The following is a 15,410-nucleotide window of genomic DNA, read 5'->3' on the forward strand; positions in this document are numbered from 1 at the left end:
TGAGATGGACGATAGAGAGCTGGAGAGGCCGAGTATGCAGATCAGCAGTGACGCAAGAATTGAAATCCTGAAGGACTCCGAAGAGCGCCCCCTACTCGTTCTGGAAAGCCGCCAGATGACCGCCATCGCCTTCGGCGTGGTCCTGGTCATCGGCATCGTGGCCTGCACGGCCTACCTGGTCGGGCGCAGGCTCCCTGAACGTGCGGCGGCGGCAAGTCCGGCCCCGGCCGTGCATACCCGCCGGGCCAGGACGGTTGCGAGGCCCGCCGTCAGCGCTCCGCCCCCGGCGGCCAGCGTAGCCGCCGCCACGCCGGCCCCCGCCCCAACACCGGTCCAGGCGCAGGCCGTCAAGCCACCCGCCCCACCCCAACCGGCGCCCGTCCAGAATCCCGCGCCCGCCGTTTCCAGCACGGGCCTGATCCAGCCGGTGAAGGGCCAGAACTTCCTCCAGGTCGGCAACCTGACCCCTGACACGGTGCAGCCCTTTGTGGAAAGCCTGAATGCCAAGGGCTTCCGGGCCAAACTCGCGGCAGGCGCCGACAGGAATAGCGTGCGCATCCTCATCGGCCCCCTCAAGAATGCGGAGATTGCTCCGGTCTCGGCGGACCTGACGAAGGCCGGCTTCGCCAACTTCCCCAAGTTCTATTGATCAGTGCCGGTGCGGCCCATGGGCCTCCAACCCGGCCGGGATTCCTTCCTGTCCGGTCAGCAACCGGAAGTTCTCAATGAACCGGGAGGCCAGTGTGTCGTACTTCCGCTGGTACTCCTCGCGGCTGGGCCAGGTGTTTGCAGGATCCAGGATTGAGTCCGGAACGCCTTCGCAGCGCTTCGGAACCTGCAGCCCGAACACCTCGTCCCGCCAGTACTCCACCTGATCTAGCGCCCCGCCCAACGCCGCATTGAGCAGCGCGCGGGTGTACCGGATGCTGATGCGCTTCCCTACCCCAAACGGCCCACCAGTCCAGCCCGTATTGACAAGCCATACCTGGACCCCGTGCGACAGCAGCTTCGCTTTCAGCATCATGGCGTACTTATATGGGTGGTGCACCATGAACGGAGCGCCGAAGCAGGCGCTGAACGTGATCTCCGGTTCCGTGCCTAAACCGATCTCCGTCCCGGCGATCTTGCTCGTGTATCCGCTCATGAAGTGGTAGACCGCCTGATCAGGTGTTAACCGGGCAATTGGCGGCAATACACCTGAGGCGTCGCATGTCAGGAACACCACGTTGCGGGGATGGCCAGCCCGCTTCTCCGGCAACGCGTTGTCGATGTACCGCAGCGGGTACGCAGCGCGGGTGTTCTCGGTCAATCGGTCGTCATTCAAGTCGAGCCTGCGCGTCCGGGGATCGAATACGACATTTTCCAGAATCGTACCGAAGCGCCGCGTACAGGCATGAATCTGCGGTTCAGCCGACTCCGACAAACGGATGACCTTGGCATAACAGCCGTCTTCGAAGTTGAACACACCGTCATCCGACCAGCCGTGTTCGTCATCGCCAATCAGCCTGCGCCCCGGATCGGCCGAAAGGGTCGTTTTACCCGTCCCCGAAAGACCAAAGAAGATGGCGGAGTCGCCCCCGCCGCCAACATTGGCCGAACAGTGCATCGGCAAAACCCCATCCAGGGGCAATAAGGCGTTCAATACCGTGAAGACTGTCTTCTTGATCTCCCCGCCATAACACGTGCCTCCAATGATCGCCAGGCGGGCCGCCAGATTCAGCACGATAAAGGTCTCGGTCCTGGTTGAGTCAATCAATGGGCTGGCGTTGAAGCCCGGCGCGGCGATCACCGTGAACTCCGGAATGTGGCTCCGGTAGCCCTCCAGGTTCTCCGGCTTCAGAAACATGGTTCGTGCGAACAGGCTGTGCCAGGCGGTCTCGGTAATGATTCGCACCGGCAGGCGGTAAGCCGGATCCGCGCCGCCGAAGCAGTCCTGCACAAACACGTCGCGCCCCTGCAGGTAAGCCTGGATGCGCGCCAGCAGCGAATGGAAGCTTTCCGGCGGAAACGGACGGTTGTGCTGGCCCCACCAGATGTAGTCCTCCGACGAGGCTTCGCGGACTACGAACTTGTCCGCGGCCGCCCGCGCGGTGTGTTTACCGGTATGCACCACCAGCGGACCTTCGTGGCACAGGAAGCCTTCTCCGCGGACGATCGATTCCTCATAGAGTGCCGGTTCGGTCAGATTCCAATAGACCCGGTTCAACCCGGTAAGACCATGGTTCTGAAGACCATAGGCGCTCGCGGCGGCTCCGGCTTGAGGCGCCGCGGGCGTAGGAGTGTCGGGATATCGGCTCATGGCGTTCTCCTTACATCCAGTCGCGCACCAGCCGGCGGTCGCCGAGGTACAGTTCATTGGGAGCAGTGGGGTCCAGAGCCCACCGGATCCGCTCCACCCCCTGCGTGATCTCCTTGGCGGTCCCGCAGAAGCTCAACCGCAGGTGCCCCTCCATCCCAAACTCGCGGCCCGGCACGGTCACAACCCGGACCTTTTGGAGCAGAAACTCCGACAGCTTCTGGGTGTTCTTCTCGTAGTTGCTGAAGTCCGGGAAGCAATAGAACGCCCCATCCGGCCGTGTCACATGGACACCGGGGAACGCATTCAACTGGTCCATCAGGATGTTGCGGTTGTTCTCCAGGGTCAGCCGGAGGGCTTCGATGGAGTTCTGGATCCCGTTGAGAGCGCCAACCGCCGCCCATTGGGAAGGAGTAGCCGGTCCGGAAGTCTGTTGCGACTGGATGGTCGCCATGGCCTGCACCAACTCCCGGCTGCCGACCGCCCAACCGATCCGGAAGCCGGTCATGGCATACATCTTGGAGACACAGTTGATCACCAGCAGCTTCGACTGCTCCAGGTCTTCAGTGGAGAAGTCGTAGCAGTTGATGGGCGCCCGGCCATCGAACACCAGCCGGTTGTAGGTGTCGTCCATGATCAGGTACAACGACTTACGAGCGGCAAGCTCCACCACCTGGCCGATGAAATCGCGGCTGTACATCACGCCCGACGGGTTATTTGGACTATTGAGAATGATGGCTTTGGTATAGCTGCCCACCGCGTCTTCGATCTCGCGCAGGGTGGGGTAGAAACTGCCGTCCTCCGGAACGATGGGCACCGGCACGCCGCCGGCGAGCTTCACCATTTCCGGGTAGCTCACCCAGTAAGGCGCCGGAAAGATGACTTCATCCTTCGGATCCAGGATGGCGATCAGGGCGGCCATGATGGCCTGCTTGGCGCCGCACGAGGCGACCACGTTTTCCGGCCGTACCTGCCGGCCGTAGTGCTCCTCGGTGTAGCGGATGATCGCCTTCTTCAGGGCAGGGATTCCATCCGGAGGGGTATATTTAATGTCCCCGGAGTTGAGCACCCCCGTGCAGGCGATGATCGCGTCGATGGGCGTCTTGCTTTTCGGTTCTCCGCCACCCAAATGGATCACCGGCTCGCCCTTCTCCCGAAGCAGCGCGGCGGTCTGGTTCAACTTGAGCGTGACGGACTCGTGAATCGAGCGGGCCATCTGGCTGAGGCTCATCGTTCCTCTCCCGCCCAGAGATTTCCCGTTGAGCCCTCTGACTCGTCCCGCCCGCCAAGATTTGGCTGGCGGAGATTAGGGATATCATGACCGCGCCCCCGCTTGGGACGCAAGCGAAATCGCAGCCGGAACCGGCGAAGCTACCACATGTGGTAGTAGCCGTCTTCACTGCCGACTTTGACGTCTACCCCGAACAGGGCGCTGAGCGAGTCCGCCCGCAGGCCCTGTTCCTTCGATCCGTCCGAGTGCATCCGGCCTTCGCGCAGCGTGATCACGCGGCCGATCTCCGGGATGATGTCGGGCAGATGGTGGGTCACCAGAATCACCGTCACGCCCCCTTCAGCCAGCTTCCGCATGGAGTCCCGCACCTCGCGCTGGGCGCGAACATCCAGGCTGTTGGTGGGCTCATCCAGGATCAGGGCTTTGGGTCCGTGGACGAGCGCCCGCGCAAAGACGGCCCGCCGCTGTTCACCGCTGGACATCTCAGTGAGCTTGCGCTCGGCCAGATGCTCAATATCGAAGAAAGCCAGGGCTTTGCGGGCTTCCTCCTCCATGCGGGGCGTCACTTCGTGATTGGGCCAGATGCCGATGCTGCCGAAGAACCCGCTGAGCGCCGTCTCCATGGCCGAGTAAGGTTTGACGCAAGTCTCCACCAGGTCGTTGGTCACGATCCCCAGCAGGCTGCGCAACTCGAACAAGTGCCAGACCTCTTTGCCCCAGATCCGCAGGCGGCAGACCGGCGGAGCGTAGCGCGGGTAGCACTCGCGGGTGATGGCCTTGATCAGCGTGGATTTGCCGCTGCCGTTCGGGCCCAGGATGGCGGTGTGCTCCCCGGTTTCGATGGAGAAAGTCACTTCCCGCAATGCCGGGTACCCCTCGCGGTGGATGGTGACGTTCTCGAATTCGATCAGTTTGGGCATGAACCCGTCATTTTAGCGGACCCCTTTGGCAGCCGTGAAATGCTAGCCTCAAGGTTTGAAGCGCGTCCTTCCGATCGTAGTCATTCTCCTCCTGCAGGCCGTTTTGCTATTCGCAAACCTGGACCTGCTGCCCATCTGGACCGATGAGCTGTTCACGTTCAGCACCGTGCCGCATCCGCTGAACGAGATCGTCCCCATCCTGCAGAAGGACATCCACCCGCCGCTCTACTACTTCCTGCTGCACGGGTGGCCCTGGCACTCGCTGGCCGGGATGCGCGCGTTCTCCGGCGTCTGGACGCTGATCGCCACCTTCCTGCTGGACCTGCTCTGGACCCGGCGCTGGCGGCCATCGCGCCGCTGGCTGGCGCTGGGCATTTTCGCGTTTTCGCCTTGCGTTCTACTGTATGGCCGGATGGCCCGGTCATACTCCATGCAGACCGCGCTGATGATCGCCGCGGTCTACTTCGTCTGGCGCTGGATCCGGACCAAAGACGGCTATTGGCCGGCCCTAGTCTCCGTCTTGCTGCTGCTCTACACCCACTACGTGCCGGGCTTCGCGGTGCTGGCCGCCTGCTCGCTGCCTGCCTTGGCCTTCCTCGGCTTCCGCCGGACCGCGCTGCTGATGGTAGGCGCTTTGGTGGGCTACCTGCCGTGGCTGTTCAAGTTCGCCGATGCCCTGAGCCGCTGGGGCCAGGCGGCGGGTTTCTCGTCGCGTTACACGCTGACGGGCTCGTCGTGGCTGGAGCAGCCTATCAAGATCGGCTTCGGCGTGGTGTCCCTGACCATCGGCGAGAGCTTCCCCTTCGTGGCATTACTGCTGGTCCCGCTGGTGCTATGGCTCGCCAGGCGCGGCTCCAGGATCAGCCCCAAACCGCTGGTCGTCTTCCTGTCGGCGCTCACGATTGTGGGCTACCTGGGGGTCTCGCGCTGGGTGAGCTATCCGTTCATTCCGGCGCGGCTGCTCTGGCTGATCCCCTTTCTCGCCATGGCCGTGGCAATTGGATTGACCCCCATCGGCCGGGTGCGCTGGTGGGCGGCGGCGCTGCTGCTGGTCACCACGGCGGTGTCGATCACCTTCTACTTCACCCGGCAGAACTACCTGAACCCGGGCTACGCGGCACCGCTGCGGGAGATCGCCGAACGGCTGAACCAACAGGCGACGCCAGCCGACCTGATCCTGATCGATGCCTTCAATACCGACGGAGTCGCGCTGCAGCACTACCTGTCGGGCCGCACTCCCTCGGTCGTGCTGACCCATGAGGGACAGCCGGAAGCCGACCGCCTGCTGCCGGCGGCGCAGACGGTCTGGGTGGTCCGCAACCAGCGCGACATTTCGCCGGACCACGTGACCACCAACCGCGAGAATGCGGCCTGCTCGACCCGCCATCGGGAAGTGAGCCTCTATGAACCCTACGCCGAGTGGCAGCAGGTGCTGCTGCAGCGGTTCATGAAGCCCGCGCCCACGCACTTCTACCAGTTGACCACCTGCGCACCGGCGCACTAAGGCCCGGTTAGCGGATCTCCTCCAGCCGCCGCCGGTCATAGTGGGACGATGCGCCATGCTTGGGCCACTCGGCCCAGAGCTGGCGAGCCTTTTTGGTATATGAGGAATCGAACCACGCGGCGGACTCGTAAAGCAGGCTGAGGTGGTGGATCATCTCCAGGCTGTCGGAGTGGTCGAGCAGGTACTTCTCCACGCGGTCCAGTGCCTGCTGGGTGAGTCGGCGCGCCTCGTCCGGCTGTGCCTGCCGGAAGATCGCGGCCAATTCCCGGCGCGCCTCGGCGCCGATGAGCTCATAACCCGCGCTGGGTGTATCGACCCCCTCCAGGTCCGCGGTGACGGTCTTGAGGATCGCCGCGGACTCCGAAGTATTGCGGGTGGCGGCGAGGGCTACGCCGAGGTCTGTCCTGTACCGCAGGACGTGCCGCAGATAGACACGGTCGGCCGGTGAGGTGGAGAGCACGTCGCCCGCCAGGGCCACGGCGCGGCGGAGATGCCTGACCGCCATGGCAGGCTGCGTGCCACGGAGTACGCGTCCATATTGAGCGGCCGTGTAGGCGAGATCGAGCTTGGCGGTGCGGTTGGCGGGATCGGCCTGCTCCAGATGCTCGGCGATGGTCAGGGCGGCGCCAGTGTGCTCGATTGCGTCGGAGCTGAGGCGCAGATTGGGGATGAGCGGGTCGCCCAGCAGCGCTCCCAGCGAGAGGTGCGCCGCCATCAAGCTACGGCGTTCGGTCTGCCCGGCCTTGGGTGTCCTGGCCATCGCCGCGAAGCCGTCAAACGAGGTCCGGTACAGTTTCAAGGCAGTGTCCAGGTCGCCGCGCATGACCTTGGCGTCGGCGAGGCGCTGGGTGACGAGCGCGACGCCACGGTCAGACCGGGTTCCAGGAGCCAACTGCCGCACCTTCTCATAGATGGGCAATGCCTGGGTGTAGCGTTGTTCGGCGAGGGTGGCCCGGTTGGAGTCGGCATAGCGCTCGCCCAGTTCGCGATAGAGGGACGCGAGGGTGCGCAGGTTGTCGAGCTCGGGCCGCGCCTGCACCAGGGTTTCCGCGAGAGCGGTGGAGTCCGTGAGGCGCTGCTCATACTTGGCGTCTCCATCCTTCTTGTGGAGGCGGTGCTCCAGCAGGCCGAGCATCCGTTCGGCCTCGATGATCTGCTTCAACAGGCTGGGGTCGCGCACCCCGGCGGCGAAGAGGCCGCGCCCAATCTCGACGGACTTCTGGTAGCTCTTGAGGGCATCCTCGCTGCGCCCGAGGCTGGCGGCGCGAGGCCCGCCCTGGACGTCACCCAGCTTGCGGTAAGCGGCCGCCAGTTCTGCCCGCAGTTCCATGTCGTTGCCGGCCTCGGAGGCGAGGCTGTCCAGGTACTCGCTGGCGGTCTTGACCAGCGACTCGCGGGCCGGCGTGGAGCCTTCGAGGTTGCGGATCTGCTCATCGAAGTCGAGCAGGAAGCGGTTGGCGAGCTGGCGCACCTGGCGGAAGCGCATCTCAGCGCGGCGTGCCTGCTGGCGCGCCACGGAGGCCTGCCACGAGGTGACTCCGGCAGCGCCGGCAAGCGTGATGACGAAGAGGGCCGCGGCCGCACTGGCGACCCGGTGGCGCCGCAGGAACTTGCGGGCGCGGTAGGCACGCGAATCGCGCCGGGCCTGGATGGGCAACCCCGTGAGGAAGCGGCGGATGTCGTCGGCGAGGTGCTCCACCGAACCGTACCGGCGTGCCGGATCCTTGTGCATGGCCTCGAGAACGATGACATCAAGCTCGGGGTCGATCTGGTGAAAGGTGCCGGTGCGGGCGGCGGCCGCACTGGGGCGCTCCGTCTCCGTCTCACATACGGCGCGGTCGATCTCGAGCGGCGTGTAGTCCTTGAGCCGGTGGGGCTTGACGCCGCTGAGCATCTCGTAGAGCACGACGCCGAGGGAGTAGACGTCGGAGGCCGTGGTGACCGGTTCGCCGCGCACCTGCTCGGGGCTGGCATAGTCGGGCGTGAGCAGGCGCATGCCGGTGGAGGTGTGCATGATCGCCTCGTTCAGCGCGCCCGGCTCCAGCAATTTAGCGATACCGAAGTCGAGCAGTTTGGGCTCGCCGGCGGCGGTGACGAGGATGTTGCTGGGCTTCAGGTCGCGATGGATGACGAGGAAGCGGTGGGCGTACTGGACGGCAGCCGCGATCTTGAGGAAGAGCTGGAGGCGGGCGCGAATGCCGAGGGCGTGCTGCTCGATGTAGCTGGTCACCGGCAGGCCTTCGACATACTCCATGACGATGTAAGGCATGCCGTCCCCGGTCTCACCGCCATCGAGAAGGCGCGCGATGTTCTGGTGCTCCAGCGAGGCGAGGATCTGGCGCTCGTGGCGGAAGCGTTCGTGGATGAAGTCGCCGTAGCCGGAGAAGCGCGCCAGCTTGATGGCGACCCGCTTGTGGTACTGCTGGTCGGCTCGTTCAGCCAGATAGACGGCGCCCATGCCTCCGCGCCCGATCTCCTTGAGGATGCGGTAGGCGCCTACGGTGCGCGGCGCGGACTCAGTTCCGGCCGCAGCCATGGACGAGGCAGCACGTCCGATGGCGCTTTCGACGAAGGTGCCCGAGCCTTCGTCGGCTTCCAGCAGGGATTCGACTTCAGAGCGCAGGGCGATGTCGCCGCCGCAGGCGCCGGCAAGAAAGGCGCCGCGTTCGGCTGGAGGCAGGGCGGCGGCCTCGAAGAAGAGATCCTGTATTCGTTCCCAGCGGTCGTCCATCTGAGCTATTGATATATCATGTCCGGAAATACGGAGCACTCTGGGGCGGATGTCACGCAACTGTTGGCGGCCTGGCAGATTGGGGACTCCAGCGCCCTGGAGGCCTTAACACCGCTGGTGTTTGATGAGCTGAGAAAGCTGGCTGCCTCGTACATGCGCCGAGAGAGGCCGGGGCACACGCTGCAGGCGACGGCTCTGGTCAATGAGGCGTATCTGAAGCTGGCGGGCATCGAGAACAAAGACTGGCGCAGCCGGGCCCATTTCTTCGCAATCGCGGCCCATATCATGAGGCAACTCCTGATGGAACATGCGCGGGGACGGAACGCCCAGAAGCGGGGCGGCGGACTGGCTCCGGTGCAGTTGGACGAAGCCCTGCTGGTAGGCGTGCAGCGCGACGAGGACCTGCTGCACCTGGACGACGGGTTGACCGCGCTGGCGGCCCAGGATGAACGGAAGAGCCGGATCATCGAGATGCGCTACTTCGGCGGGCTGGAGGTGGCGGAGATCGCGGAGGTGACCGGCGTGTCGGTGGCCACCGTGGGACGGGAACTGCGGATCGGGTTGGCGTGGCTGCATCGCTATTTGAAAGACGGGACCGGCCGGACGGCGGATGACGGCCGGACGTCAGGTGACGCCCGGCCGTCAAGTGGATCGTCAACTTGAGTGGTTAGCTCCCCAAGCCAAGGCCCAGGACGGGAGCGTAGACGGACACGTCGTCCACAAAGAAGCTGGTGACGGTGGAGGCGTTCTGGTCGACGCTGAACTCCAGGTAGACCGTCGTGCCGCGGAGAGCCTGCAGTTGAGCCTGATTCAGGCTATAGACGACCCGGGTGTAGCCGGCGACGGCGTCCTGCGGAGGGAGGGTTGTGCCGCCGTTCACGCTGGTGATGGGCAGCAGCACCTGATTGTTGATGGAGACCAGCGCCGCCTTGAAGACATCGCCGGGGTCCTTCGTGGTCACGCGCAGCTTCAGGTAGAAGGAGATGGTGACGGACTGGGGGTTCTGCGGGATGGCGATCAACTGCCGGAGCTTGGAAGTGCCGGCGGCGCCCGAGGTGGTGAAGCGCGCGTAGCGCACGCCGGTCTGCGAGTAGTTCAGCTGGTTCTCGGCGTCATTGGTACCGATGGAGGAGTTCAGGCCAGGCAGGGTCCAGCCGGACTGGCCGTTTTCGAAGCCGCCGTTGGTGACGATGTTCTTCTTGCCGGTGAAGGTGATGGGCACGATGTTGGAGCCGAACTCCGAGTCATCGTAGCGGACGAGGAAGGCCTGGACGTTGTAGGTCCCGGGCGGCACCTGGCCGGTGTTGAAGACGGCGCCATCGAGCGTGTTTCCGTCGATACCCACGGTCTGGCCGTTGATGCGGTATTGGACCAGCTTGATGGTATCCGCACTGACACCGCTGGTGGCGGCGCGCATGCGGAGGACGTCGCCGGGTTCATCCAGCTCGGCCTTGAGGGTGATCGCCTGGGGGAGCGTGTAGGTGAGGCTGACTGCGTCGATGACGAAGCGGGTGGTATTGGACTTGATGAGCGACGCCTTCAGACGGAGGAGCATGTCCTTGTCCTTGAACGGGGTGACATTGAACTCCAGGCGCTTGTAATGGTGCAGCGGGTCGCTAATGGTCACTTCCTCGCTGGAGATGTCGGCCAGGGGCGTGGTCTTGTTGATGCCGGCGTCGTAGAGGTCGACGAACAGGTTCTCGCCGGGCAGGTACTCGACGCCGACGACGCGGTAGCGGATGCTGAGCTTCGCGTTCAAGGCTTCCTTGGGCAGCTTGAACTTGCGGCTGGCGGTCTGTCCGTCGTCGCGGAAGCGCAGGTAGTTCTGGCCGAGGTAGGCGCTGGCGGCGTTGGTCCAGATCATCTCGCCGGTGGAGATGCCCCAACCGTCCGGACCGTCTTCAAAGCTGCCGTTGTCGAGCGCGCGGTTGACGCCGGTGATGGTGAACTGGGCGGATTTGAGGGTGGACTTGCCCATGAAGTCGACCGCGCGGGCGAAGGCGGTGTAGGTGCCGGGCTTCAGCGCGGAGATATCGATGACGGCCTGGTAAGGCGGCATCATGCGGGTGGCCCGGACTGAGTTGCCGAGGCCGAACTCCACCATGGGGAAGGTGTCGTCGCTGGCCGAAGCGGTGACGAGGAGGCTGCCCTCGGTCTCGTCGAGGACGAGAGAGGTGACGGACACCTGGGGCTGCGCGGTGTCCTTCACGGCCTTGCCGACATTGATGGCGGCCCAGGCATTGGTGACGGCGCGTACTTCGGCTGAATCGGCGCCATAGGCGTATTCGGCGGCGTCGACCCAGGCATCGCGCATGGTGGCGAAGGTAGGGTCGTTGTCCGGCGGGAAGACGGTGGTGGCCAGGAACCAGATGCGCGCCGCTTTGGCGAGGCCGATGCCGGCCATGCCCTTGGGGAAGTAGTTGGAGTAAGTGGGGGAGTCCGGGTCAGTGGAGGCGCCTTCCACGAGCATCACGAACATGTGGCCGTAGGCGCAGCCCTGGACGTGTTCCTCGAAGGTGCCCATTCCAGACTGCCAGTAGCGGCGGCCGGTCTGGTTGTAAAACGGGGGCTTCGAGGGGTCTGGCGGGTAGCTGCCGGGGTTGTACATGCGGCTGTGGAAGTAGTTGTTGTCGTTGGCGTAGACCAGGGAACTGCCCTTCCCCAGGCTGACGTTGGTGTAGAAGTTCGTGATCGCCCCCAGGATGTCGCCATGGCCCTCATTCAGACCGGAGGCCTCGCTGGGCCGGTCGTAGTCGGTGGTCATGTGATAGCCCCAGACGCCATGGCCGAGTTCGTGGGCGATGGTGGGCAGGGAGATGTTGGGGAAGACCGCCTTCTCCGGATCCGGGTCAACGATGCCGTCGCCGAAGAAGGCGGCCTGGGCGCCGTAGTTGTAGTGGGCGTCGGTGTAGTTGACGTCGTAGTGGGCGCGGGTGCTGATGGGCGTATTGTTGCCGTCGAGGCCCTTGTAGTTGAAGACCTTGGCCAGCACATCGTAGGTGCGGGCGACAGCCCAGAAAATGTCGACAGCGGGCGACTGCGCGGTCTGCCCGTTGAGGGGCATGTTGGAGCCGTAGCGCTGGTTGTCGCCCCAACTGTTGGAGCCGTCGGTGATGGTGCTGGTCTTCTTGAACTTGTGGGAGTCGGAGTTGTTGTTGCTGCGCGTGGCGTTGCCGGGCGACTTGCCGCGGGTGATGTCGTAGAGCTGGTACTCGCCATTCACCTTGGTGGTATTGACCTGGACCTTGCGGCGGTAGATGGGAAAGCCATTGCCGACGGCGGGTTCGCGGACGTCCTCGTTGGCCTCGGCCGAGGTCTTGCGGACAATGCGGCCGGTGGCGGCGTCGAGGAAGTAGTAAGTGGCGGGGAAGTGGAACTCATCGGCGGCTTCCTCCTCCGGCATGGCGAGGACGCGGTAGACGAGGCGGAAGCCGGCCACGCGCCGCGATTCGTCGTCGGCATTCGGGGCCGGGCCGCTTGCGGGCGCGGGGAGGGCGAGGGTCTCGACGACCGGATCGATATAAAGCTCCGGGATGCCTGCGATGGCCGAAGCAGGCATGCTGGCGAGGGCACGGTTGCCGGCGGCGAGATCCAGGCGAATGGTCTCGATGGCCTGCTGGGCGGTGGTGGCCGCCTTGGTGTCCACGTCGATGCGGCGATGGAGCCGGTTGGTGGGTGGGAGCATCTGGCCGTCCACGGTGAGGTGGGTGACCAATTGGCCGGTCCGGACCGGGATGCCCTGGAAGAACTGGAGGAAGCGGACGTGCAGCGTGCCGAACTCGTCGAGCACGGGGTTGGCCGCGGGCTGCAGGGTTGTGCCGGCATCCAGGCCCAGGCGGGTTTGCTGGGCTTCGACATAGGCGCGGCTGGTTTCGACGCGGGTGGACTGCTGCAGTTCCAACCGGGCCAATTCGTCCTCCGAGAGAGTCCGCCTTTCGGCGAATAAGAGACCACCGGTGAAGGCGGCCAAGATCAACATGGATGATGTGAGTCGCATCTCTGATTTCCTCACTGACTCAGTGTGGAAGGCGGGGTCCAGATCGATCACGAGGGATTAAGAAATTCTGGTTCGTGGTGGACGGCGCCAGGATGGGGGCTTCCCGCGCGAGGCCGGCTTCCGTGGCAACATAGAAAGACGAACTCGCCCGCGTCGGCGAAGCGATCCACAATCAAAAGCCTTCCGAGGGAGACCTGCTTGCTAACCAGACGCGCGCTTATGGCCACCGCCGCTTCCGCGGCCGCCGCGCCACTCCTGTCCGCCCAGACGAAACCGCTGCCACCTTCGATTGCCGCTCTCAAGAGCCGCCGCGGCGAGATGAAGCCCATCACGAACGAGGAGCGCCAGGCCCGCCTGGACCGCGCCCAGCGGCTGATGGCCGAGAAAAAGGTCGATGCCATCTGCATGGCCGGCGGCACGTCGCTGCAGTACTTCGCCAACGTGCGATGGGGCAACAGCGAGCGGATGCTGATGATGGTGCTGCCCGCCAAGGGGGAGCCCTTCTTCGTGGTCCCGAGCTTTGAAGAGGACCGCGCGCGGGAGCAGATCGCGTTGGGTCCGGCCGGGACGAAGGCGCAGGTGACGCGCTGGGAAGAGGACGAGAGTCCTTATGAGAAGGTGGCGCTGGGGTTGAAGGAGCGAGGGATCCGCACGGGCACGCTCGGCGTGGAGGAGACCACCAAGTTCGTCTTCAGCGAGGGCATCGGCAAGGCCGCGACGCAGGTGAAGATCGCGAATGGGACGGAGATCACGGCGGGCTGCCGCATGATCAAGAGCCCGGCGGAGCTGGCGCTGATGCGTCTGGCCAACAGCGTCACCATGGAAGCCTATGAAGCGGCCTGGAAGGCGATTACGCCGGGGATGACGCATCGTGAGTTCGGAGAGCTGATCACGGCGGCGCATGCACAACTGGGTTTCCAGGGGGGCGCGATGGTGCTGACGGCCGAGTACTCCGCGCTGCCGCATGGGACCATCAAGCCGCAGATCATTCGTGAGGGGACGATTGTGCTGATCGACGGGGAGTGCCGGGCGGACGGGTATCCATCCGACATCACGCGCACGTTCGTTATCGGCAAGCCCACGGACAAGATGAAGAAGGTCTTCGACATCGTGCGAAAGGCACAGGATGCGGCGCTGAAGACGGCGCGGCCCGGGGTGGCCTGCGAGGCGGTGGATGCGGCCGCCCGCAAGGTGATCGCGGACGCGGGCTACGGGCCGGACTACAAGTACTTCACGCACCGCCTGGGCCATGGCATGGGCATGGACGGGCACGAGTGGCCTTACCTGGTGCGCGGCAACAAGCTGCCGCTGGCGAAGGACATGACGTTCAGCGACGAACCGGGCATCTATATCAAAGGCGAGTTCGGGGTCCGGCTGGAGGACGACATGCACATTACGGAGAGCGGAGCGGAGCTGTTCACGCCGCAGAGTTCGTCGCTGGAGCAGCCGTTCGCCGTGTAGCCGGGCAGCCCTGGATGGGCGGAGCCGGCATCGTTCCGGGGCACCTTCCCAGCGTTGGCGGTGGGAGCGGGTTCGCACGGCCGCGGGTGACGGCGTGAAGCTTCCACGGCGGCTTCGCCGGTTCCCTGGAGAGATTGGCTTGTTGGGCGTGGATGGCCGGTGGCGGAGCGACCCCCCGGGCCGGTGAGGGGTTGCGTCACGATGCAGTGTCGAGATGAGCTCCGGGTTGCTGGCAGTAGTTTGGCTGGGTCCTCGCGGCGTGGACTCGCAGGGGCTTTGCGGGCGGTTCGCGGGCCATGCGCCGGGAACTGCCAGGGTGGGCCGGAGACAGGAAAGTGGGTTTGTTCCCTCAAATTCCGGGGTGGGTTCCGGGGTGACGGGTTGGCTGGCCGGCGGTTCCGGAGTAGATGGGTTTGTTCCCTCAAATTCCGCGGTGGGTAGGGTGGTTGCGGGCTCGGCCTGCTCGCAGGAGGCCAGGAGTTGCGTGAGGTGGTCCAGGCCGGCTGGAGTGGCGAGGATGGCGGCCTCAACCCGGCGGAGGCGCATTTGGATCCAACCGGCGTAGCGATTGAGAGCCTGGATGTAGCCGTGCTGGCGGAGGACCCATTCCCGTGCGGTGTCTTCGTTGCCGCGGCCATATTCGAGTCCGGCGTTGAAGAGGGCGCGTTCGCGGCTGTCGTGGAGGGTGAGGTGGCCCTGGAGCATGTGCCAGTCGTACGTGAGGCCGCGCAGAGTCGGATCGGCCAGGTTTTGCGTGCGGGCCTCGGCGATGGCTCGGAAGTGGGCTTCGATGCGGGGCGGCATGCGGTGGTCTTCGCTGTAGGCTCCCGTGCGGCGGGCATTGTCGGCGACTTTGGCTTTGCCCTGTACGGTGCGCGGGCCAGTGGATTTACGGGCGTTGGCTCGGTTGGCAGCGAGGCGCTTTTCGGAGATTTGGGTCAGGGGCATGGGTCGGGTCCTTTCCGGGTTCCTGTTCGTGAGGGCCTTGGGTTCAGAGCACCTGCGGGATGGGGCGGATGGTCAGCAGGCCGGTGTCCGGGAAGGCGCAAGCGGGTGGTTCGGGTCTGTTCATGTGAAATGTCCTCTATACCCATTCTTAGGGGGGCATGGACCAAGTATTCAGGAGAGGGATGTCTGTAATTGGTTGATTATAGGGGAGAAGATTTTTTTGATCTTCGTGTGATGAAAGAAGCTCAATGTGGCAAAACGGGGGAATACTGCGGGGGAGGCGGAGTTTCGTGAGGAGGGGGTGGGGGTTGGCTGGGTTGCG

At 64.6% G+C, this 15,410-nt stretch carries 9 protein-coding genes; 4 read left to right on the plus strand and 5 right to left on the minus strand.

Annotation, left to right across the window (positions count from 1 at the left end; all coding sequences use genetic code 11):
- Window positions 1–34 precede the first annotated feature (34 nt).
- The gene (locus IRI77_RS12750) at window positions 35–649 is read left to right on the plus strand and encodes a hypothetical protein (RefSeq protein ID WP_194452431.1); all 615 of its coding nucleotides are present in this window, start codon (window positions 35–37) and stop codon (window positions 647–649) included.
- Here the strand turns inward: IRI77_RS12750 and pckA are convergent, their stop codons facing one another.
- From pckA to IRI77_RS12765, 3 genes are all read right to left on the minus strand, one after another.
- Window positions 650–2,299 carry a phosphoenolpyruvate carboxykinase (ATP) gene (gene pckA, locus IRI77_RS12755; protein ID WP_194452432.1) on the minus strand — a complete coding sequence of 550 codons (1,650 nt, stop codon included), beginning with the start codon at window positions 2,297–2,299 and terminating at the stop codon, window positions 650–652.
- Window positions 2,300–2,309: 10 nt separating this feature from the next.
- Window positions 2,310–3,527, minus strand: a complete 1,218-nt coding sequence (locus IRI77_RS12760; protein WP_194452433.1) for a pyridoxal phosphate-dependent aminotransferase — start codon at window positions 3,525–3,527, stop codon at window positions 2,310–2,312.
- Between the two features lie 140 nt (window positions 3,528–3,667).
- Window positions 3,668–4,447, minus strand: a complete 780-nt coding sequence (locus IRI77_RS12765; RefSeq protein ID WP_194452434.1) for an ABC transporter ATP-binding protein — start codon at window positions 4,445–4,447, stop codon at window positions 3,668–3,670.
- A 55-nt stretch (window positions 4,448–4,502) separates the two neighbouring features.
- Here IRI77_RS12765 and IRI77_RS12770 point away from each other — a divergent pair, with 55 nt between their 5' ends.
- Entirely contained in the window at window positions 4,503–5,951 is a 1,449-nt protein-coding gene (locus IRI77_RS12770; RefSeq protein ID WP_194452435.1) for a glycosyltransferase family 39 protein, read from the plus strand.
- Between the two features lie 7 nt (window positions 5,952–5,958).
- Here IRI77_RS12770 and IRI77_RS12775 read toward each other — a convergent pair whose 3' ends face one another.
- The gene (locus tag IRI77_RS12775; protein ID WP_194452436.1) at window positions 5,959–8,682 is read right to left on the minus strand and encodes a serine/threonine-protein kinase; all 2,724 of its coding nucleotides are present in this window, start codon (window positions 8,680–8,682) and stop codon (window positions 5,959–5,961) included.
- Between the two features lie 18 nt (window positions 8,683–8,700).
- Between IRI77_RS12775 and IRI77_RS12780 the strand changes: the two genes are divergently transcribed.
- On the plus strand, window positions 8,701–9,345 hold the full coding sequence (locus IRI77_RS12780) for a sigma-70 family RNA polymerase sigma factor (RefSeq protein WP_194452437.1): 645 nt from the start codon (window positions 8,701–8,703) through the stop codon (window positions 9,343–9,345).
- 4 nt (window positions 9,346–9,349) lie between these two features.
- Here the strand turns inward: IRI77_RS12780 and IRI77_RS12785 are convergent, their stop codons facing one another.
- The gene (locus IRI77_RS12785) at window positions 9,350–12,679 is read right to left on the minus strand and encodes a M4 family metallopeptidase (RefSeq protein WP_194452438.1); all 3,330 of its coding nucleotides are present in this window, start codon (window positions 12,677–12,679) and stop codon (window positions 9,350–9,352) included.
- A 198-nt stretch (window positions 12,680–12,877) separates the two neighbouring features.
- Between IRI77_RS12785 and IRI77_RS12790 the strand changes: the two genes are divergently transcribed.
- Window positions 12,878–14,140 (plus strand): M24 family metallopeptidase, encoded by a 1,263-nt coding sequence (locus tag IRI77_RS12790; RefSeq protein WP_228486714.1) that lies wholly within the window; start codon window positions 12,878–12,880, stop codon window positions 14,138–14,140.
- The last annotated feature ends 1,270 nt before the right edge of the window (window positions 14,141–15,410 follow it).

It is taken from the genome of Paludibaculum fermentans, from assembly GCF_015277775.1.
In the GTDB taxonomy this organism is placed as follows: domain Bacteria; phylum Acidobacteriota; class Terriglobia; order Bryobacterales; family Bryobacteraceae; genus Paludibaculum; species Paludibaculum fermentans.